The 20,523-nt window shown below is 69.0% G+C and carries 12 protein-coding genes; 1 reads left to right on the top strand and 11 read right to left on the bottom strand.

What is annotated here, in order from left to right; genetic code table 11:
• Window positions 1-5: 5 nt before the first annotated feature.
• The 11 genes from NHH00_RS00215 to NHH00_RS00165 all read right to left on the bottom strand — a co-directional run bounded on the left by NHH00_RS00215 (window position 6) and on the right by NHH00_RS00165 (window position 19,261).
• Entirely contained in the window at window positions 6-728 is a 723-nt protein-coding gene (locus NHH00_RS00215) for a lysoplasmalogenase (protein WP_253049067.1), read from the bottom strand.
• Window positions 729-799: 71 nt separating this feature from the next.
• Window positions 800-1,474, bottom strand: coding sequence for a lysophospholipid acyltransferase family protein (locus NHH00_RS00210; RefSeq protein WP_253049064.1), 675 nt, complete (start codon window positions 1,472-1,474; stop codon window positions 800-802).
• Window positions 1,464-2,696: a glycosyltransferase gene (locus tag NHH00_RS00205; RefSeq protein WP_253049059.1), complete on the bottom strand. Its 1,233-nt coding sequence runs from the start codon at window positions 2,694-2,696 to the stop codon at window positions 1,464-1,466. The genes NHH00_RS00210 and NHH00_RS00205 overlap by 11 nt, the downstream gene beginning before the upstream one ends.
• A 157-nt stretch (window positions 2,697-2,853) precedes the next feature.
• Window positions 2,854-3,240: a nitrite reductase (NAD(P)H) small subunit gene (locus NHH00_RS00200; RefSeq protein WP_253049056.1), complete on the bottom strand. Its 387-nt coding sequence runs from the start codon at window positions 3,238-3,240 to the stop codon at window positions 2,854-2,856.
• Window positions 3,237-5,885, bottom strand: coding sequence for a nitrite reductase large subunit NirB (gene nirB, locus NHH00_RS00195; RefSeq protein WP_374613692.1), 2,649 nt, complete (start codon window positions 5,883-5,885; stop codon window positions 3,237-3,239). The genes NHH00_RS00200 and nirB overlap by 4 nt, the downstream gene beginning before the upstream one ends.
• A 266-nt stretch (window positions 5,886-6,151) precedes the next feature.
• Window positions 6,152-7,594, bottom strand: coding sequence for a helix-turn-helix domain-containing protein (locus NHH00_RS20885; RefSeq protein ID WP_253049053.1), 1,443 nt, complete (start codon window positions 7,592-7,594; stop codon window positions 6,152-6,154).
• Window positions 7,595-9,047: 1,453 nt separating this feature from the next.
• The gene (locus tag NHH00_RS00185; protein WP_253049050.1) at window positions 9,048-10,409 is read right to left on the bottom strand and encodes a hypothetical protein; all 1,362 of its coding nucleotides are present in this window, start codon (window positions 10,407-10,409) and stop codon (window positions 9,048-9,050) included.
• 929 nt (window positions 10,410-11,338) lie between these two features.
• Entirely contained in the window at window positions 11,339-12,031 is a 693-nt protein-coding gene (drmC, locus tag NHH00_RS00180; RefSeq protein WP_253049047.1) for a DISARM system phospholipase D-like protein DrmC, read from the bottom strand.
• A 40-nt stretch (window positions 12,032-12,071) separates the two neighbouring features.
• Window positions 12,072-14,090 carry a DUF1998 domain-containing protein gene (drmB, locus tag NHH00_RS00175; RefSeq protein ID WP_253049044.1) on the bottom strand — a complete coding sequence of 673 codons (2,019 nt, stop codon included), beginning with the start codon at window positions 14,088-14,090 and terminating at the stop codon, window positions 12,072-12,074.
• The gene (gene drmA, locus NHH00_RS00170) at window positions 14,083-17,847 is read right to left on the bottom strand and encodes a DISARM system helicase DrmA (RefSeq protein ID WP_253049041.1); all 3,765 of its coding nucleotides are present in this window, start codon (window positions 17,845-17,847) and stop codon (window positions 14,083-14,085) included. Before drmA ends, drmB begins: the two co-directional genes overlap by 8 nt.
• 130 nt (window positions 17,848-17,977) lie before the next feature.
• Window positions 17,978-19,261 carry a recombinase family protein gene (locus NHH00_RS00165; protein WP_253049036.1) on the bottom strand — a complete coding sequence of 428 codons (1,284 nt, stop codon included), beginning with the start codon at window positions 19,259-19,261 and terminating at the stop codon, window positions 17,978-17,980.
• Between the two features lie 112 nt (window positions 19,262-19,373).
• Between NHH00_RS00165 and NHH00_RS00160 the strand changes: the two genes are divergently transcribed.
• Window positions 19,374-20,507, top strand: coding sequence for a type IIL restriction-modification enzyme MmeI (locus NHH00_RS00160; protein WP_253049033.1), 1,134 nt, complete (start codon window positions 19,374-19,376; stop codon window positions 20,505-20,507).
• Window positions 20,508-20,523 lie beyond the last annotated feature (16 nt).

The following is a 20,523-nucleotide window of genomic DNA, read 5'->3' as shown; positions in this document are numbered from 1 at the left end:
GAGCGTCACGTCGATGCCCACGCGGCGCCGCCCTTCTCCTCGACGGGGGCCGGCGTGGCGCGCTCCCGGCGCAGCACGCCGAGGACGAGGAGCACCTGCCCGACGACGTAGGTGAGCATCACCCAGAAGCCGTGCGCAGGAAGGGCGTACCACGGCGCGAACGCGTTGAGGGCGATGAGCGCGTCGGACACGAGGAACACCGCCCCGCCGACGGCCGCGAGGCGGTCGACGCCCGTCGCCGTCACGGCCATCAGCACGAGGCACGCGCCGTACACGACGACCGGGACGAGCAGCGACCCGGCACCGGGCGCGCACGCGACGACGAGTGCGACGAAGGCGAGCAGGTACGGCGCGAGCGCGAGCGGGCGACGCAGCACCGACCCCGCGCGGAAGGGCCAGAACGCGAGTGCGTACGTCACCTGGGCGCACAGGAAGAACCCGACCATGACGAGGAACGCCGTGTCGCCGTCGGCGAGGTCGGGGGCCGTGTCGCCGAGCCACGAGAAGCCCAGCGCGACGAGCGTGAGCCGGACCAGCCGCGAGCGCCGGCCCGGGCCGTCGCCGTCGCGTCGTCCGCCGTCGCGTCGTCGCGTGGCGAGCCACAGGCAGGCCGCGAGGAGGGGCATGAGGAACCACTGCGACGCGTCGGCGAGCGTCGAGGCGCCCGCGAGCTGCGCGGCGAGGTGGACGAGGGTGAGCAGGGCGAGCGCGCCCCACGCGGCGAGCATGGGTGTCGGGACTCCTTCGGTGGTGCTGCCGGCACCGTTGCCGGGACGAGCGATTGTAGGCCCGGGAGTCCTCACCGCCGGGCGACGTCGTCGGGAGCCCCTGCGACGACCGACTCCATTGCCGCCCGGCAGCGGGCGAGGAGCTCGGCGATGTCGGCGGGAGCGGCGCCGCGGGGATGCTCGGCCGGGAGGATCGTCAGGCGGATCGGCGGCCGGGGACGCCACCACGGCCGGCGGCCGTAGGTGAAGACCATCGGCACGACGGGCACGCCCAGCCGGCAGGCGTACACGAACGCGCCGCGCCGGAACGGCCGCAGCGTCGTGTCGTACATGACCAGCGCGCCCTCGGGGAAGAAGTGGACGCCCTGGCCGGCGTCGACGGTCCGCCGCAGTCGCGCCTCGAACGCGGAGAGCTCTCCCGGCCCGCGGGGCAGCGGGACGGCGAGCAGGTGGCTGACCAGGACGCCCGCCACGGGAAGGTGGAAGTTCGAGGGCTGCGAGACGACGGCGGTGCGCCGGCCGCGGTGCTGTCCGGCGACCCACGGGCCGTCCAGGTAGTGCACGTGGTTGGCGACCGTGACGACCCCGCCGCGCTCGCCGGCGAGGTGCTCGCGCCCCGTGACCCGGAGCCCGTGGACGACGTACCCGTACCACCGCACGACGGCCATCGCGACGTCGAAGAAGACCGCGTCGAAGCGGCTCCAGAGCCGCGGCGCCGCCGACCCGTGACCGCGGTCAGCGCTCATGCGAGCGCCCCGGCGCCCGGTCCTCGGCGTCGTCCCGGTCGACCGGCGCGGGGCCGACCGCGCCGCCTCCCTCGAGAACGGCCTGGCGCAGCATCTCCTCGATCTGCGGGACGCACACGTCGAGCGCGTGCTCCCGGCCGACCGCCGCGTACGCCGCACCCATGCGGGTCCTCTCCTCGTCGTGCTCGATCCAGTAGTCGATCGCGCGCGCGAGGTCTGCGGCGTCCCCGGCGCGGAAGAGGCTGCGCTCGTCGAGCGCGAACTGCCCGGTCGCCGACGCGCGGGAGTCGGAGATCACCGGGACGAGGCCGGTGGCGACCGCTTCGAGGCAGCCGAGGGCCTCGATCTCCGCGTCGGCGGCGTGCACGTACAGGTCGCTCATGGCGAGCACGTCCCGGAGCTCGTCCTGGGCGAGGAAGCCGATCCGCGGCGGGTGCGGCAGGCTCGCGCCCTGCTGGGCGTACCTCTCCGCGAGCGGACCGCGCCCGGCGAGCACGAGCTGGATGCAGTCGGCGTGCCGGGACCGGCCGACGGCGTCGAGGAGCACGTCCTGCCGCTTCTCGCGCGAGAGCCGCCCGGTCATGGTGATGACGAACCGGCCCGTCAGGTCGGCGCTCTTCGGCACCGTGCGCGGGACGAACCCGGGGTCGACGCCGTTGGACACCACGTGCAGGGTCGCCCGGTACCGGTGGTCGCGCAGCTCCCCGGCGATGAACCGGCTGGGGCAGTGGACGTGCCCGAACCGGTCGTAGAACGGGCGGAACACCGCGTACACGAGGTCGTTCAGCGGGGCGACCCGCCCCAGGCCGAGGCTGTAGGTGACGTTCTCCGGCTGCACGTGGAACGCGGCGGTGGACGGGACGCCGAGCGCGTCCGCGAGCCGCTTGGCCCGGGAGCCGAGCCAGAACGGCGACATGACGTGCGCGACGTCGGCCCACCCCAGGGCGTCGCGCAGCACGTCGTCGTCGGGCTGGGCGAGCACCCACCCCTGGCCAGCGATCACCCGGTTGAAGCCCGGGACGCCGAGCGCTTCGAGCCGGTAGTGCACGACGTCGTCCGCCGAGGTCTCGTGGGCGGCATCCCCCGGGCGGACCGCGCCGCGGCAGCACGCGACGCGCACCTCGTGGCCGCGCTCGCGGAGGGCGACCGCGAAGCGGCGGGCCGAGATCGTGGTCCCGTTGGTGGGATCCTCGAACTGGTCGATGACGAGCAGGACGCGCACCCGCGGCTCCCTTGCGACGCGCGGCGCGTGGTCCGCGCCTGCTGACGGGGATGCCGTCAGGCTAGGGGATCACCCGTGGCCAGGGCCGGACCGCCGGGCGCGTGTCGTGCCGCCGTGCCGTGCTCGCGGGGCGACCTTCCGCGCGCGTGCCCGCCGGTCAGGGCGACGGCGCGGACGCCCCGGGCGCGTCGGCGACCAGGACGCGACCGTCGCGCACGTGCGCCGCGAACACCGTCAGCGGCCTGCGGTCCTTGCCCCCGGCGTCGAGCACCTCGCCGGTGTCGACGTCCCACACCTGCTTGAGCATGGGGGTGGTGACGGTGTCGACGTCGCGCTCCTCGCCGTCGTCGCCGGTGACGCGGTGCGTGCCGACGAGGCCGCGCGACATGACGTTGGCGCCCGAGTACGGGTCGCGCTGCTGGACGGCGCGCACGGTGCCGTCGGCGAGCCGGAAGACGGCGACCTGGGTGTCGCCCAGGAGCGCGCCGACCCCCCGCTCGGGGTCGAGGTCGTCCAGCGCGCAGATGTCGACGAACGTGCTCATCGGGCCTCCTCCAGCTCGGCACGGGCCGCGGCGAGCGCGACGTCGCGCGCGGCGCGCGGGTCGGGGTAGGCGTCGGCGTCGCCCTCGGCTGCGGGTCGGACCTGGCCGCGCTCGGGGACGAACGCGAGGTCGCCGTCGATCGCCTCGGGCGCGTTGACGAACGGCGTGAACTTGCGCAGCTTGGCCGGGTCGGCGAGCGTCGCGCCCCACTCGTCCTCGTAGTCGCGCACGTGCTCGGCCATCGCGGCCTCGAGCTGGTCCGCGATCCCGAGCGAGTCCTCGACGACGACGCGCCGCAGCTCCTCCAGCCCGCCCGCGCGCTCCGCGACCCACGGCGCCGTGCGCTGGAGGCGGTCGGCCTCCTGGACGTAGAGCATGAGGAACCGGTCGACGTAGCGGACCAGCGTCTCGTCGTCGAGGTCCTCGGCGAGGAGCTGGGCGTGCGCCGGCTGGGCCCCGCCGTTGCCGCCGACGTAGAGGTTCCAGCCCTTGTGGGTCGCGATGATGCCGACGTCCTTGCCCCGCGCCTCGGCGCACTCGCGCGCGCACCCGGAGACGCCGAGCTTGATCTTGTGCGGCGAGCGGAGCCCGCGGTAGCGCAGCTCGAGCCGGACCGCCATCGCCGACGAGTCCTGCACGCCGAACCGGCACCACGTGCGCCCGACGCACGTCTTCACCGTGCGCAGGGACTTGCCGTACGCGTGCCCGGACTCGAAGCCGACGGCCGTCAGGCGCCGCCAGATCTCCGGGAGCTGGTCGAGCCGCGCGCCGAACATCGCGAGCCGCTGGCCGCCGGTGACGCGCACGTAGAGCCCGAAGTCGTCGGCGACCTTCGCGAACTCCAGGAGCTGGTCGGCGCGCACCTCTCCCCCGGGCATCCGCGGGATCACCGAGTACGTGCCGTTCTTCTGCAGGTTCGCCATGACGTGGTCGTTGGTGTCCTGCAGCGCGGCCTGCTCGCCCTCCAGGACGTGCCCGCGACGCAGCGTCGAGAGGATCGACGCGACCGTCGGGCGGCAGACGGCGCACCCGCGTCCCGTCCCGTGCGCCGCGACGACCTCGGTGAACGTACGCAGGCCCTCCTCGCGGACGAGCCGGTACAGCGTGGCGCGGGACATCGCGAAGTGCTCGCACAGCGCGTCCGAGACCGTGACGCCCGTCCGGGAGAGCTCGGCGTTCAGCAGCTTGGTGAGCGCGGGCACGCACGACCCGCACACCGTGCCGGCCGTCGTGCACTCCTTGACCTGACCGATCGTCCGGCACCCGTGCTCGGTCACGGCCGAGCGGACCGTCCCGGCGTCGACGTTGTTGCACGAGCAGACGACGGCCACGTCGGGCAGCTCGGTGTCGGCCAGGCCCTCGCCGTCGGGCGCGATGACGGCTGCGGGGTCGGCGCCGAGCGGGCGGCCGAGCAGGGGCCGCAGCGCGGGGTAGAGCTCGATGTCGCCGACGAACACGCCGCCGAGCAGCGTCGTCGCGTCGTCCGAGAGCACCAGCTTGCGGTAGCGGCGGTGGATCGGGTCGACGAACGACACCTCCAGCGCGCCCGCGCTCACCGCGTTCACGTCGCCGAACGACGCCGCTTCGACGCCCACGCCCTTGAGCTTGGTGCCGTCGTCGGCGCGGCGGTGCACGCGCTCGCCGCCCAGGAAGCGGTCGACGACGACGTCCGCCATGTCGTTCCCCGGCGCGACCAGGCCCGCGCACACGCCGTCGACCGACGCGCACTCGCCGATCGCCCACACGCCCGGGTCGGAGGTCTGGCACGCCTCGCCGACGACGACTCCGCCGCGCTCGCCGATGGCCAGGCCGGCCTCACGTGCCACGCGGTCACGCGGGCGGATGCCCACGGAGAAGACGACGACGTCGGTCGGCAGGGCGGACCCGTCGGTCAGCTCGACGGACCCCACGGACCCGTCGCCCGCGGGCAGGAACCGGTGGGCGCCCGCGCCCGTGCGCACCGAGACGCCGAGGTCCTCGATCAGCAGGCGCAGCATCTCACCGCCGCCCTGGTCGAGCTGGACGCTCATGAGGCGGTCGGCGAACTCGACGACCGTGGCCTCGGCACCCAGGCGCTGGAGCGCCGCCGCGGCCTCGAGACCCAGCACGCCACCGCCGACGACGACGCCGCGCACCGCCCGGCCCAGCGTCCGCTCGCGCAGGCGCACCCACTCGGCCAGCCGCTCGACGTCGTCCAGCGTGCGGTAGGTGAACAGGCCCGGCAGGTCCGTGCCCTCCGCGCGCGGCGTCCACGCCCACGATCCCGTCGCGAGCACGGCGCGGTCGTAGTGGACCTGGCGGCCCGAACGCGTCGTCACGACGCCCGCCGTGCGGTCGAGCGATGCGACCGCGTCACCCGTGACGAGCGTGACGCGCGGGTCGTCCCACACGGCGCCGTCGAGCGTGAGCGCCTGGGCGTCGCGCGTGTCGAACCACTCCGACAGGTGCACGCGGTCGTACGGCTCGTGCGGCTCGTCGCCGATCACCGTGAGCGACCAGCCGCCCTCGGGGTCGCGCGAGCGCAGGCCCGCGACCAGGCGGTGGGCCGTCATGCCGGCGCCGACCACGACGATCCGGTAACCGTCCAGGGGACCGCCTGCGTCGGGCGCGTCCGCGTCCGACGGGGAGTGAGAGAGGGGGGCCACGGGGAGCACTTTCGAGAGGCGGGGCTGCGTCGAGGTCCCGGTCGGTGTGCGACCGGAACCCTGCTCCCGACCCTAGGGGAGGTGGTCCGACCACATCAGCCGTCTGGGACCAAGGTCCTCACTACCCCCATCGAAGGCCATCACGCGCTGCCCGGTGCGGTCGGGACGGCACGACGCCGCGCCCCCCGGGACGGGGGCGCGGCGTCGGTCGGTGGGCGTGTCCGGCGTCGGCCAGGTGGCCGGACGGCCGGGCGCGACGACGTGCGTCAAGCGTTCGCGAGCTCGCGGTCGTCGTCGGCCACGGGCCGCTGGTCCTCGAAGCGGCGCACGACACGGCTCACGGTCGACCGCGACGCCGAGACCTTCTGGGCGATCTCGCCCTGCTTCATGCCCTGGCGGGCGAGCTCGACGATGCGGCGGTCGCGCTCCGCGGTCGGGTCCTCCTCGCCGACGGGGGCGTCGTCGGCCTCCGTCGCCGGGGCCGACGCGCCGGTCGATCCGCCGACGAGGTCGAAGACCTCGACGCGCCGGGTGTGACCCGTCACGGCCGGGGGCTCCACGACCGGCGCCGAGGTGTCCTCCTCCGGGACGGGCTGGTCCCAGGGGAGCGGCTGGGCGCGCCCGAACAGCTCCTTGACCCGCGCCTCGAGATCGGGGAGCGCCTCGAACGCCGTCTGCGGCACGTAGGGCTTCTCGTCGTCCGCCTCGTCCACCAGCTCGTCGTCCTGCGCGACGGCGGGTGCCTCGACCGGCGCGAAGGCCTCCGGGCTCTCCTGGTCCGACGCGGCGAAGGCCTCGTCCGGGACCGGCTCGGCGGCCGGCGATGCCTCCTCCGCCGCGAGGAGATCGGCGTCGCGCGCGGGCTCCAGCGCAAGGGTCTCCTGGCGGTGCGCCTCGACGAGCCCCTCTGCGGGTGCCACCGTCCGGGCGACCACCACCGCGGGAACCTCCGACGCCGCAGGCGCCTCGGCCGACCCGCGCGCGGTGCCGCGCTTCACGGAGCTCGCCCCGATCAGGTCGAGACGGTTGCCGTGGCGCTCCGCGGCCTCCAGGCGGTCGACCCAGACCTGCATGCGGCGCTCGAAGTCCTCGACCGTGAGCAGCTTGAGCGCCGCGTCGCGCGCGGCGCGCTGCCGCTCGTGCGCGGCCCGGACCTTGCGCAGGTCCGCGGGCGAGCCAGCGCTGTCGGCGCGCGCGTCGCGCCACTGCTCCAGCGCGGAGACGTACCCGTGGACGCGCAGCTCACGACGCCGCTCCTCGAGCGTGTGACCCGTCACCATGTGCCGCTCCCCCACGAGGGCGAGGTGCCACATGAGCGCCGCCACCAGCGGCGGCACGAACCGGAACACCACCATGTACGGGGTGCTCGCTGTCGGGACCGCCACCTCGTGCAGCGCGGCGAACAGACCCGACGTGCCCGAGAGCACCCACGTCAGCGCGAGGAGCACGCCGTACGGGCGGCCCTCCAGCGCCGCGTTGCGCGCCATGAGCGCCACCGCGACGAGGCTGATCTCGAGGAAGCCCGCGAGCCCGTACGCCTCGAGCGGCGACATGTGCGCCACCTCGAGACCGAACAGGACCATGCCGCTGTACGCCAGCGCGGTGGCGATCGTCGCGGCGATGACCACCGCGACCATCGGGAGGTGCCGGCCGCGGTAACGCACCTGCCGCGGGGAACCGCCCGCGCCGGTCTGGTCCTGCTGTGTCACGTCATCCTCCGAAAAGTGGTGTGGGCGCACATATCCCAACACTCAGGACCTTCCTCGTCAACGCACCGGAAGGATCGCAATCGGATCGTGAGCAGCGACGCAGCTGGCGACGGTGAGACGGCGGTGCCGGGTGACGACCTGGCGTGCGTCGAAACGCTCCGTACTGCACGGCGCTCAACTGCGTATACCGTGATTCACCTGCGGTTTCGTCCCCCGCGCGTTGCGCGCTGGGGATCCCCCGGGGAACCGGAGCCACGGCGTACACCATCGCCGAGGCGAGCGGGCCGAGACGATGAGGGGGCTTGTCGTTGTCTCGTGGCGGACAGGAGCTCCCGCCGCCTTCGCGGCTACACGGGCTCATCAGCTCACCGGTCGTCGACGACGAGGCAGAGCGACGCCGCGCGCACCGCTACGCCCTTGCGCTGATGGAGGCAGGCGCGTCAGAGGAGTTCGCACCAGCGTGATCGTCGGGTTCCTCGTGGCGGAGCGGGAGGAGATCGGCGGCGGTGATCTCGGCGAGTCGGTAGGGTCGACGGTGACGATTTGCAGGATGGGCCCGGTCTACTTGAGTAGGGCGTTGCCTCGTTCGGCCACGGACCATGGCCCGGTCAGGAGATTGTTGCGGGCAACCTCGTCGACGTGCGGGTTCGCGGGCAGTCTCAGCAAACGCCAGTTCCCGGCTCCTGTACCTGGACGCCGGCGTTGGCCAGAAACTGGGACCCAAGCGGCGGCTCTGGGAGCACTGGCAGGGCGAAGGTGCGGGCGGTGGTGATGTCGTGCGTCGAGCCTGGAGATACGGGCGAAACCCAGAAGGGGTAGCCGTCGGACCGAACGGGACCTGGATGTTCCAATCGGGGCGGCCGTGATTACAGGAGTACCAGGAACCCGCCCGGACGAGGTTCCGTGCAGCTCCGTCGTCGCGACCAGGCCGCTATCCAGCCTGACGTACGACCAGGTCCTCGGCGCGCGATCGCCAGAACGTGATGCACCTCGGGTGTCCGGTCGGCGACGACGTCGATGGCTTCGCGCAGGCACCGGTAGGTTGTTGTAGCGGAGATCCCCGGGCCAGGAGGCTGACGCGGGCGGTGCCCCTGAACCAGCCAAACACCAGCAGTGCCCGCGCACGGGCGGTCGCGGCACACCACCACGGAATGTCGCGGTGTCGACGGTGCACCATGATGCAACGTGACAAGTCGACCAGGTTGTGAGCAGACATGTCGAGGATGGCCGCGACACATGATCAAGCATGTTCCCATTCGTCCGGTATATGTGTTTGGCGACTTTGCACCGTGGTCCTGGGACCTACTGCAAAGTCGGCTCGGGCGAACCTGCAGGTCAGCGTCTGTCGTCGACCACCTTATCAAATTCTCGTGAGACCGCCCCTCCGATTCCCTTGGAAATCGCCGCAACTGCCCGACAAGCGGAGGACTCCTCGCGCGGGACGGAGCGTTAGTCACTCGCTGGCAATGGTGGAGGTCCCAAGAATGATCTGTTCAGCCAATACTTGCATCACTGCAGTCTCACGAGCCAACTGGTCTCGATGCTTCGCGGGTTCATAACGCCCTCGAGCAGCAGACTTCCGGTGCACGAGCGCATTTCGGACAGCGTAGAGCCTCTGCGCCAGTGCGCCGAAGAACTTCTGGTCATCAACGTCCCGCCGCACCACGCCGCCAGCCTTCACGAACTCTGGCGCTTCAGCGAAGTACAAGTTGAGCGCCTCACCAAGATGGCGACTCAAGGCCGTTTCGAGCTCTGACCGGACAACGTACTTTCGTAGGGTTAGCGCCAAGGCCGCACGTTCGTCGGCGAGCAGGACTTGGTCATCTCGCGCGCGAAAGTTCTTCTTGACAATGGGTATCAGTGTCGCGACATCCTCGGGACGTCGGACCGAAAACCCAGGCTCTGTCATCTTGCCCTGCAATCGTCGGACGATGTCTGCCTCAAGGACTTGGTCGAAGAAGTGCTCGGCAACGTGGTAGAAGGACAAGAACCGCGCGAGCTCGCTCGCTTCAGCGAGACCTTCGATATAATGTCCCACGATTGACTCCACGTAGCGACGCTGGGGAAAACCAAGGTCCTGGTCGCTGGACCGCCTCGGTCGAGCGCTACGGGTTCTGTATGACGAGCTTGCCGAGCCAGCCAGGGCAACAGCGATGCCAGTCTGAAATGCGAACTCGAACGAGACCGCACTTGCCATGGTTTCGAAATGATGCCGAGCGCGTTCACGCTCTGAGACCAAGCGCAAGGAGGAAGTCCTGACGGCAGAAGAGAGGACACTGAGAAGGTCATATGCGTCATCGTCGTCGGCTGCCTCGTCGAGATCTCGCAGCATCCTCATCTCGGCGACGCCGCGCCCCCACCGCATCCTTCGAAAGAGATGGTGGACCGGCAACCGATTCTGTCGACGGTCTTCATCTTCCTTCGTCGCGAGGCAGAGAGCAATTGCCATCGCATCCGTGGGCTTATCCACTTCATACTTCAGATGACCGTCGTCAGAATGACCAACCCATTTGCCACCGCGCCGCAATCGAGAAGGGCCGGTGGTAGGACCACGCTCGTCGAGCACGACCTCGTACGAGAATTCAGTAAAGAGCACGCTCGACTCGAACTGCGACCCCTTGAGCGTTGAAATGGCTTCATCAAAGCGCCGGGCGCTGGCAGCCACTACGTCCCCAGCGCCAACCCTAAACTCGTACTTGCCACCGTCGGACGACAGCCCTAAATACTCGATATGGAGGAACTTGGCCAGCGCACCGGCGATCTGGCCCCCGGAAGTCTCTTGGGACAAGGTGAACCCGTGGGAAGTTGTGATCATGGGTGGACCCTACCCGCAGAGTTCTCAACTGCGACGTGAACCGTCACGGGTTCTCTGCCGGCTCATCGTGATGGAGGCGGGCGAGATGCCGAAGAAGTTCTACCCCGAGGTCGAGGCTCGGGCGGTGCGGATGGTGCGTGAGCACGTGGCGGACAGCGGGTCTGTGACGGTGTCGTCGTCGCGGTCGGCGCCCAGCTCGGGATCTCGCGGGAGTCGTTGCCCCGCTGGGTGACGCATGCCGGCATTGACGACGGTGCCCGACCGGGTGTCACATCGGCGGAGTCGGAGAAGATCCTCCGGCTGCGGGCGGAGAACAAACACCTGGCGGAGGCGAACGCGATTCTGCGTGCGGCCTCGACTCCCGTGTCTGCTGATCATGGGGTTCATCGATCGGATGAGACGCCAGGGCTTCGCGGTCGAGTTGGTCTGCACCGTCCTGTGTAGGAAGGGAGTGCAGGTCGCCGCGCGAACCTACCGGTCCTGGACGGTGGCGCCACACCTGTAGCCAGGAAGGTGTCCGGCGCGGCCGTCGTCGACGCGATCCGCTCGCTGCGCATGGACGCCCAGGGCGGGCGACATCGGAATCGCTCTACGGGCGGCGCAAGACGACCGCGATCCTGCGCTGCCAGAGTCTGGTCGTGGCGTACTGCACGGTGGACCGGTCGATGCGGTTCCTGCAGCAGACCGCGCGAGCAGGGCTGGAATGGGCTGCGACGCGGCCAGGCGCACTGCACGACGATCCGGGCCAAGGACGGGATGCGGGCGGGGGACCTACTCAACCGCGACTTCCTCGCGCCAGCGCCGTCTTGGGTCTGGGTGGCCGATTTCATCTACGTCCGGACCTGAGCACCTCCACCGATATGGCGGCGCCGGGACGTTTGTTCGCGACGACGTAGATCTATGCAATCCGCGCCACACCCGCACGACTTCTAAGGGTCCACAACCACATAGAGGTACCTCTCGGCAACTCGCATCTCGTCTTCGATGCGCTCTGCCAGACCTGCGTCGTCGATGCGGACGCCCAGTTCGACGTTGCCAAACTCGGCGCTCCAGGAGAAGTTCGCACTTGTGACGACGACGAAGCGGTGGTCGACGGAGAGGAACTTCGCGTGGTTGCGGACAGGCTTTCCTTCGAACAACCGCGTCTGGAGAACGACGCCAGGGGCGAGCCACTGGGCGGTCTCGGTCGCGCTCGGCCCAGAGCCGCCGGCGTTCGCCTCGGCGTCGATGTAGGCACGCAGCGACACGCCTGGGTGCCTCGCCGTCTCGTGCAAGGCCTTCCACAGGCCCGATGTCTTCTGGACGTTGAATGTCGAGCACACGACGGACTGTCGGGCGCCCTTGATGAGCGAGACGAGTGACGTCGTGAGTCCGCCTCCCTGTGCGACGTGTCCAGGCATGGTCCAGATGGTGTCGACGGAGCGGGCAGTCGAGTGCGCTCCTTCGATTCCACGGAGCACTGCCGCGACGAGGTCGCCCTCGAACCTCAGCCCGGCAGCGGCGGCGATCTCGTTGACGCGAGCTTTCTTTGCCGGGTCGATCGCACCGACTGCGGTCGTCAGGCTCAGCCCCTCTTCGAGGGCCGAGGCGACGAGCCCCGCCTCGGTCCCCGTCAGCAGCACGCCAAGGTCGCGGCATGCAGCGACGCGCTTCGCTGCGGAGTCAGTGGAAGAAGCCAAGGCCCTGCGCTCCCGGGAGGTCAACGAGGAAGCGCCGGTCGAGGAAACGGTTTGCCCGCTCGCACGACGTCTCCGATGCCATCGCGCATGTGTGGCAGGCCGCGCCGTGGAGGAAGTCCTCGGGCTCCTTGGGTGTCCGGTGCGCGCACACCGGGTCCGAGGAACACCTGAGCGCCCGACGCAGCGCCCGTGACGTGACCCGTTCGAGGTTGGCCGACTCGCTGAGCTGGACCAGGCCGCCGAGCGTCCCGTCGGAGTCCGAGGCGGTCGTGACGATGAGCAGCCCAGCCGCTGCGGGGCGCCCGTCCTCGGGCTTCCACGCGTAGATCCGTTCAGACAACGACGCCGCCGAGTACCCGGAGTACATCGCCATCTCCCGGATCAGCACGTGCGACAGCGTGTGCAACAGCCAGTACCGCGCGGGCCGGAACCGGGTATCGGGGTCGACGTCCTTGGCGGTCTCGGAGAAGCGGGCGTTGAAGTTTCGCTCATGGGCGGTGCGGTGGGCTTCCCACAGGTTGGTCGCCTCGACCTTGGCCTCCCATTCAGCAACCGCCGATTCGTCGAGCTGCAAGTAGATGCCCTCGCCTCGATCTTCAGTAGCGACGGTCCACTGCGGCCGACCGTCACGAGTCAGGCGCACGAGCCGCTTGCCGACGTCGTTGGCTCGCTCCATCTCATCGATCCTCGTGAATCCAAGAACGGCGTTGACCTTGCGCAGCTTGTCAATGGCGAGCACACGAGCCACGTGGTTCGCCTCGAGGTTGTGGTGCACTCCCCCTTCGGGCGGCGACAGCACCAGCCCGCTCTTGTCGTCGGCCCTGTGCTGCTTGCCCAGCGGGTCGCGTAGAAGGTAGTTCCATTCTGGGACGAGCAGGCTGACAGGATCGAAGTTCTTGCGCTGTTCCTCGATCTGCTCCTGCGACGGCGGTGGCGCGAGCAACTCAGACACCGCCGCCGCAAGCTGGTCGTCCGGCAAGTTCGCCAACTGCGACTCCTCGTCCTCGAGGAACTCAAGCCACTTGGCCAGATCGTCCTGCCACTTTTCGACGCGCTTGGGTCCCGCGGTGGCGAGCAGATCTGCTGCGATCGAGGCAGTAGTCTCCACAGCTGACTCGGGCATGACGACGATCGACAGCGTCGCGGGAAACCATAGGTTCGACGCGCCGAGCAGCATCAGCTTGGTCTGGTTGACGCAGCCGCTCTTCTCGAACAGGGCCAGATGCGGGTGTCGGCCCCGGCAGCGCGGCAACTTGGCGGCCCCGACCTCGCCCTGCGCCTCATTCATGGCGCGTCTGCTCCCGCAGGCGGTGCATGAGATCGTCGCGGAGGCCCCCTTGCCGACGGTGCGGTCCTCCATCTTCAGCGGAGGGACGTCAGCTGCGGGGCACTTACCGCCCTGGTGGACCCACCAGTCATAGGGGAACTCGTCGAGGTGTCCGTCGGGGCAAGCGAGCAGATAGCGAGCGGGGACAGTCGGAACTGGCCTTTTCGATGGCTTTCCCCGACGACCAGGGCACTTCTCGTGCTCGAACCTGGCCTCGTCCGGGCGGTAGGGGTTGGTGTTGCGGTACGAGAACTTGGTCAGCGGACCGAGCATGTCGCAGCCAGTGCACCGCATCCACTGGGGAAACACACGTGCAGGGACACCAAGATCGTCGCCTTCCTTGCTCTGCGCTGTCGCTTTGGGCGCCCAAGGGAAGGGTCGCAACTCGGTCACCTGCGGACCGAGGTGGATCTTGACTGCGTCCAGCAGGCGGGGGGCGTGGACGCGCGGCGGTTCACCTTGCCTGCGCTTCCAGATGCTCTCCCAATCGTTGAGGCCAGCGGGCATGACAGTGAACGATGGGAGGTCCATCGTCGAGCCCGGCCCGTAGGTGTACAGCAAGTTGGACGGGCGGGCCGAGCCGACCTTGGCGCGATTCTTCGACGCGGTCATCGACTCAGAGGACTCGAGATCGCCCAGCGGGTCGAGGAGTTCGCCTTCGACGACATCAGTCATCGGTCTCCTCCGCGTCCGTCTGCGGCATCGGAGCCCAGTCCCGCGTCGCGTTCATCACTTCCCAGGACATGAGTTTCTTGGGCGAGACCAGCAAGTTGATCTCGGGCTGGACCTCGCGCATCGAGTTCGCGACGACGAACGGAGGGTGGTCCTGGACGCCAGCGTCGGCGCGCGAACTCTCCGGGGAGAGCAGTAGCGGAGAGAGCTCACCCTCCTTGCCGTTCCGAATCTTCTCGTACACGAGCGTGTGCTGCTTCTGCTGCACGAACGCGCGCCGCTTGGACCAGTTGTCCAACCGGTTGTTCAGCCGCTCCTTGACCGCTAGCGCGGCGGGCTCACCACCGGCGACCTTCGCACGCTCGACGATCTGGGCGATCAAGCCCTCCAACCGGTCCTTGGCGTCGTCGACGTGCCAGGCACTCTGCTCCGGTGAGAGCCCGTTCTCGCGGACGGCGTCCATAACCCGGGCCGCCGACACCAGGACGCCGTCGAGGGACCGCTCGATCGAGGTGTACGAGTACGGAGTGACCGAGAGCGGCTCGACCCGGGAGTAGAACGTCTCGTGGTAGTGCCGGAACTGCTCGAAGTGGGCGAGGTCGCGCGGCCGCGCCCAGTTCCCGAGCGTGACCACGAGACCCGGGCGTGAGGCATCCCGACCGACGCGCGAGGACGCTTGGATGTACTCGGCGGTGTTCTTCGGCTGGCCGACCATGAGCATCAGGCCGAGCCGTGTCACGTCAACCCCGACCTGGAGCATCGAGGTCGCCAGCACGACGTCGAACGGGTTCGTCTCGCGGTACGCGAACCGCTCGTTCACCTCGCGCGCCGCTCGGGCTGCAGCGCTCCACTCCCTGCGCCCTTCGGTCGAGTCCCACGCGAGGTCGAATGCCGCACCCATCTGGTCGAGGGTGCCGGCGATGTCGCTCGAAGCGACGCGGGAGGTCAGCTCGGCCATGTTGATCCCGGCTGGGATCGTGCCGTAGCGCGGGGGGAAGAACTTGCCCGGGCGGCGCTTCTTGACAGCGGTCTGGACGTCGTCGGCGATGTAGCGGGCCATACCGGCCAGCTCACGGGTCGCGTTGAAGTACCCGACCATGGTCAGATACGGGTCGGCGCTGACCGGCTTGCCCGGTGGTGGCGCGACGGTCTGGTCGAGCAGAACCTGCCCAGCAGAGAGCAGGGTCGAGGCGACGACGATCTCCGCCGACGTCAGACGAACGCCGGTCGTGGAGACTCCGATGTAGCGGCGGCCCGGCTTGTCCCGAGTGACTTCAAGTTCCTTGGAGAAGAACGTGTCGGACACGTCGAGCACCTGGGGAGGGAAGATCGTCACCTGCCGCCCGTACAGAGCCCTGATCTGCTCGGACGCGTTGCGCACGGTCGCAGTCGACGCGACGACGAGCGGACGGATCGCGTTGCTGTCCTCGTCGTTCCAGGTGTTCAGGACGTCGATCGCGAGCTCGAACGCGCCGACGGCGGTCCCGAGCGCGCCGGTGATCAGGTGCAGCTCGTCTTGGATGATGAGGTCCGGTGGCCGCAGACGGCCCGCAGGCCGCACCGACGCGCCTGTGGCTCCCGCCTTGGCTGGGTGCTTACCCCCGACGCCCTTGAGGCACTCGCGGTAGTCGTCGTGGACGTACCCGTGCCGCTCGCACCAGCGCCGCACGTACCCGAACAGCGCCGCCGCTTCTCCCTCGCGAGCGAGGCGGGCGAACTTGTCCACGGTTGCAATGACGAACGACGGCACGAGGCGATAGATCTCCTCGTCCACGGTCAGCACCGGCAGCCCTTCGTCGTCACCGGCTGCGCCTTCGGAGAACGGGCAGTCGCCGAAGGCATCGCCGCAGAACACACGGACGCGGCGGGCGTTGTCGTCACCCTTGACGTTCTTCGGCTCGATGGGAGTCCCGCACCACGGGCAGCGCTGGAGCTGCAGGACCGTCAGGCCGTACTTGCGGCCATCGTTCGCCTCGGCAAGCTGCCGAGCCGCCTCGTCGTAGCACTTCGGCGAGACCGCGGTGCCGACCCACAGGCCGATGCGGAACGGCTCGCTCCCCCACGTCGCCTCGTCCTCCCGCCGAGCCAACTCTGCGGCGCACACCAGGGCGGTCGCGCGCTGGAACTGCTGGGCCGTGAGCAGACGCAGAGTGTACCGCATGAGCACGGCAACTCCGGCGCTGCCGTCGATCCGCCCATCCGCCCCATCGATCACGCCTTGACGGCGGCGAGTGGCGAATGTGTACGCCGCGAGGCCGAGATACGCCTCCGTCTTGCCGCCACCGGTCGGGAAGAACAGCAGCTCAGCCTTCGCCGCGCCGGACGAGCGGCGCGGGATCTCGGGCCGCGACAAAGCCTCGATCTGCATGAGCACGAATGCGAGCTGGAACGTACGCCACGAGTGCGCGCGCGGTCCACGCGCGAGTACGTCATCGCGAGCCTGCGCCAAGGACAGCTTGGGGTTGGAGGACCGCAGCTCGGTGACCTGGGAGTGGACGCGTTGGTCGGCCATGACCCGGTTCATGAACCGGAAGCACCGCTGCGCCTCCTCGTCGCTCACGAGGAAGTCGAGCCCTGCCGCGAGCTGTTTCGCCACCACGCCGGCGTCCTTGACTGCCTCGGTCGCCACATCCTGCAAGTGCGCGGGCAATCCGGCGGCCTTCGTCGTCTGCTCAGCGAGCCACTCGGTGTAGCCGGCGACGATCGGCCGCAGCCCTGCTTCGAACTCCTCAGCAGGGGCGGCAGCAAGCACAGTCATGTCCAGCAGCGCACCCTCGATCTCCCGCGCCTGGGTCTGCGGCGTCTCCGAGGTCGGCAGCCACGTCGTTCGCACCTGGGTCGCGCGCCGCTCCCCCTTGGCAACCGTCCAGTCGACCGAGCAGGTGCGACCGATCGCGAACTCCAGGCGGTCGCGGTACTGCAGGTCCAGCCGCGCGAGCTCAGAGTCGGTGTCGAGCCGGTCCTCCAGCATCAGGTCCGTCACCGGCAAGAACACGTCCTTGTCGGGCGCGTTCACGTCGGCCTCGACGTACAGCCGAGTCTGATACAGCCACGCGTCCATCGGGATCTTGCGCGGCGTCTCCTGGTCGTTGCACAACGCCGCCTCGACGATCCGCTTGTCGTCGTAGTCGATCACGTCGATCCGGATGAGGATGTCGCCCTCCACCGGAAAGTCCGCCGTCACACCAGGCCTCAGTGACCCGACCGGCACCGTCACCCGGTGCTCGTGCGGGGTCCGCCGGTACTTGCGCTTCGGACGACCAGATGCGGTGACCTCGTCGACCTGCTCCGACCGATAGGTCCCCCACGACGCGCGCACCACGACGTTCGCCAAACCCTGGGCGACCTGGAACCGCAGTCCCATCGACGCTGGGATCATCAGGCCCCGCCGCAGTGGCACGTCCTCAGCACCCTCGTCATCCGAGCCCGCCGTCTCCTCCTCCCGGCCCCCCACGGGCACGCCCCGCCCAAGGTCGGCTGCCTCGGCGGGTACGACGTCGTCGTCGACCTGGGTGTCCGCGTCCTCCGCGAGCGTGACCCCGCCCTTGCCCGTGAGCTTGGCTGGTGCGATCCGCCCCACCAGATACAGGGCATCCGGCTGGGCATCCAGGAACTCGTCGTCACCGTGGGCCGGGCCGAGGAGTTCGCGCTCCAGGATGTCAGTGAGGTTCTCGCGGTCCGTCCATGACGTGCCGTCAGGCGCAAACGCCAGGTCGTACTCGCGACGGACTGGTGAGTTGTCCGCGGGTGATTGCGTCACTAACTTCACGTTTCCCTTCGGTCAAGTGGGCCACGACGACCAACCCGCCACGTACGAGCGCTCCACCTGGGCAAACGCCACGCTACCGTGCCGGACTGGCGCCGGCCCGGCTCCCGCGGTCGTGTCCAGGTCAGTTCGGTGACCGCGGCCTCCAACGCAGGAGCACGCGATCCTTGTCGAAGTAGCGCCCTACGACGCCACGACGCACGCGCAGGCTCTCGATCTGGGTCAAGAGGATCTCGCGTCGGGCCTCATCGTCCTCGCCCACCGCGTGCCACTGGGCGCGGACCGTTGAGCCTCCCAGCGGCTGGCTTCCACGTTCGACTAGCAGACGGCGAACCAGGTACGGGTCGAACGCCGAGCGGCTCAGTGTCTGGCGACACCTCGGGCAGCACAGCACAGGCTTCTTCTGGTTGGTGCCCCGGCACAGGAAGACATCGCAGTCGTCGCAGACGACGACCCGGGACAGCAGTGGGCTCGTCGACTCCCGCTGTCCCCGCTTGCGGGCCTGAGGCACGTCGCGGGTGTTGAGAATCCGCTGGAGTCCCGCGAACTCTTCGATGGTGATGATCGCGAGCGTCTCGTTGACGACGGGGTCGCCGCGGTCGTCTCGGACGACGGCCAGCGGGTCGACACGGTTGCCGCTCCTTCCCCTCCCGGGGTTGTGAGGTGTCATTCCGGCAAGAACGGGATTGCGAAGCAGACCGTCGACTGTCTGCCGGTTCCATGGGCGGCGCCCACCTGCCCCACTGGTCGTCGATCGAACTGGCATGGGTGCGCCGTCGTCAGTCAACCATCGTGCAATGGCGTTGACGGCGTCACCGCGCATGGCGCGGGCCACGGCCTCGGTCAGCCACACGATCCTTTCGGCGTCCTTGACAAGCACCCGGCCCGGGCCGTCGGGGTTGGGTGCCGAAGCGTACCCGTACGGAACTCCGCCGCCCGGCCAGCGCCCGGCCTTGAGGATCTGTGCCCGCGCGGCACGAACCCGTGAGCGGATGGACTCGGCCTCCATCTCGCCGAAGACGGCGAGCATCACGGCAAACGCCCGCCCTTGGGGGCTCGTCATGTCAATGGGATCCTCAACCGCGACAAGTCCAGCCCCGCGCCGCTGGAGCATCTCGTCGGCGTGCAGGAAGTCCAAGACGCGCCGTGCGAGCCGGTCGACCTTCCAGATTACGACCGCGTCGAAGTAGTCAGCCGTGAGCAAGGCCGCCCAGCCCTTGCGGTCCTCCGGACGGTTGGCAGTGGCAGAGACACCGTCGTCGACAAACGTGCCGACGATCTCCCAGCCTCGCGCCTCGGCATACCTGCGCCCCGCGTCGAGCTGCCGCTGGATCGACACGGACTCTTCCTTGGTGACACTGAGCCGGGCGTACAGCACGCAGCGACGGCCTTCGGTGGTGGTGTTCATGCAGTCATAGTCAACGTGTGCTACCTCGCTTCTGCAGACGAAGGGCACCCTCGGCCTCATCGCGACCAACACTGTCGCGCAAGGCGACACCCGCGAGGTCGGACTCGACGCAATGACCGAAGAGGGGTTCACCATCACGAGGGCCATCCAGTCCCGGCCCTGGCCCGCTGCCAGCGCGAATCTCGAGTACGCCGCCGTCTGGGGCGCACGCGGCTCAATCGCGCGCGACGTCCCGCGGACGGCCGACGACGTTCCGGTGCGGCAAATCAGCACCCTGCTCGAACCCGCCGGGCGGGTTGAGGGACACCCTGCGCGCTTGATTGAGAACTCGGGAATCGCGTTCATCGGGTGCTACGTGCTAGGCATGGGCTTCGTCGTCAAGCCCGAGGAGGCGCAAGAGTGGATTGCCGCGGATCCACGCAACGCCGAGGTCCTCTTCCCATACCTGAACGGCGAAGACCTCAACTCTCGGCCTGACGCGTCCGCTGCGCGATGGGTGGTGGATTTCAACACAAGAACGGAACAAGAGTCCGCTAGCTATGCGATACCCTTTCAACGAGTTCAGGAAAGGGTTCGGTCTGAGCGGAACAGCAAGCCCAAGGCAGTGCGGGAGTCGCCTTGGTGGCAGTTCCTCCGAACCCGACCGGCAATGCGCAGCGCAATCGCTGGACTGTCGGAGGTGCTAGTCATCGCTCGTGTCAGCAAAACAGTCATGCCCCTTCGCGTGAACACGGGCCAGATTCCGAGTGAAGCCTGCGTTGTCTTCGCGACCGAAGATTTCGGCGACCAAGCAGTCTTGTCATCGAGCTTGCACCAAATTTGGGCGATCACATACGGGTCGGGGATGCGTAACGACCCGCGATATACCCCCTCTGACGTCTTCGACACTTTCCCCAGGCCGCGAGCTACTGATGAACTGGTAAAATTGGGGCGCCAGCTCGACGAGGTTCGGCGAGAGATAATGCTGCGACGCAAGCTCGGCCTCACCCGCGTGTACAACATGGTTAATGACGCGACCTTGGCGCCATCGATGGATGAGGATATTGCACTTCTGCGACAAACTCACATCGAACTGGACAGGGTCGTCGTCGGCGCATTTGGCTGGGATGATGTTGACTTGGGCCACGGCTTCCACAGCCATCGCAAGATGGAGCGATGGACCGTCAGCCCTGAAGCGCGGATCGAGCTCCTTGACCGCCTCCTCGAGGAGAACCAGCACCGGTCCATGGTCGCGCGCACGGCATAGGGCTGAGGCCGCAACG

The organism is Cellulosimicrobium cellulans (assembly GCF_024124905.1).
Lineage (GTDB): Bacteria > Actinomycetota > Actinomycetes > Actinomycetales > Cellulomonadaceae > Cellulosimicrobium > Cellulosimicrobium cellulans_G.
The sequence above is the reverse complement of the archived record's forward strand: the minus strand, read 5'-3'. Positions and strand labels throughout refer to the sequence as shown.

Coding starts and splice junctions, on each gene's coding strand:
- NHH00_RS00215 (WP_253049067.1), bottom strand. CDS start 728: ATGCTCGCCGCGTGGGGCGCGCTCGCCCTGCTCACCCTCGTCCACCTC.
- NHH00_RS00210 (WP_253049064.1), bottom strand. CDS start 1,474: ATGAGCGCTGACCGCGGTCACGGGTCGGCGGCGCCGCGGCTCTGGAGC.
- NHH00_RS00200 (WP_253049056.1), bottom strand. CDS start 3,240: ATGAGCACGTTCGTCGACATCTGCGCGCTGGACGACCTCGACCCCGAG.
- NHH00_RS00185 (WP_253049050.1), bottom strand. CDS start 10,409: ATGATCACAACTTCCCACGGGTTCACCTTGTCCCAAGAGACTTCCGGG.
- drmB (WP_253049044.1), bottom strand. CDS start 14,090: ATGACTGATGTCGTCGAAGGCGAACTCCTCGACCCGCTGGGCGATCTC.
- NHH00_RS00165 (WP_253049036.1), bottom strand. CDS start 19,261: ATGAACACCACCACCGAAGGCCGTCGCTGCGTGCTGTACGCCCGGCTC.
- NHH00_RS00160 (WP_253049033.1), top strand. CDS start 19,374: ATGACCGAAGAGGGGTTCACCATCACGAGGGCCATCCAGTCCCGGCCC.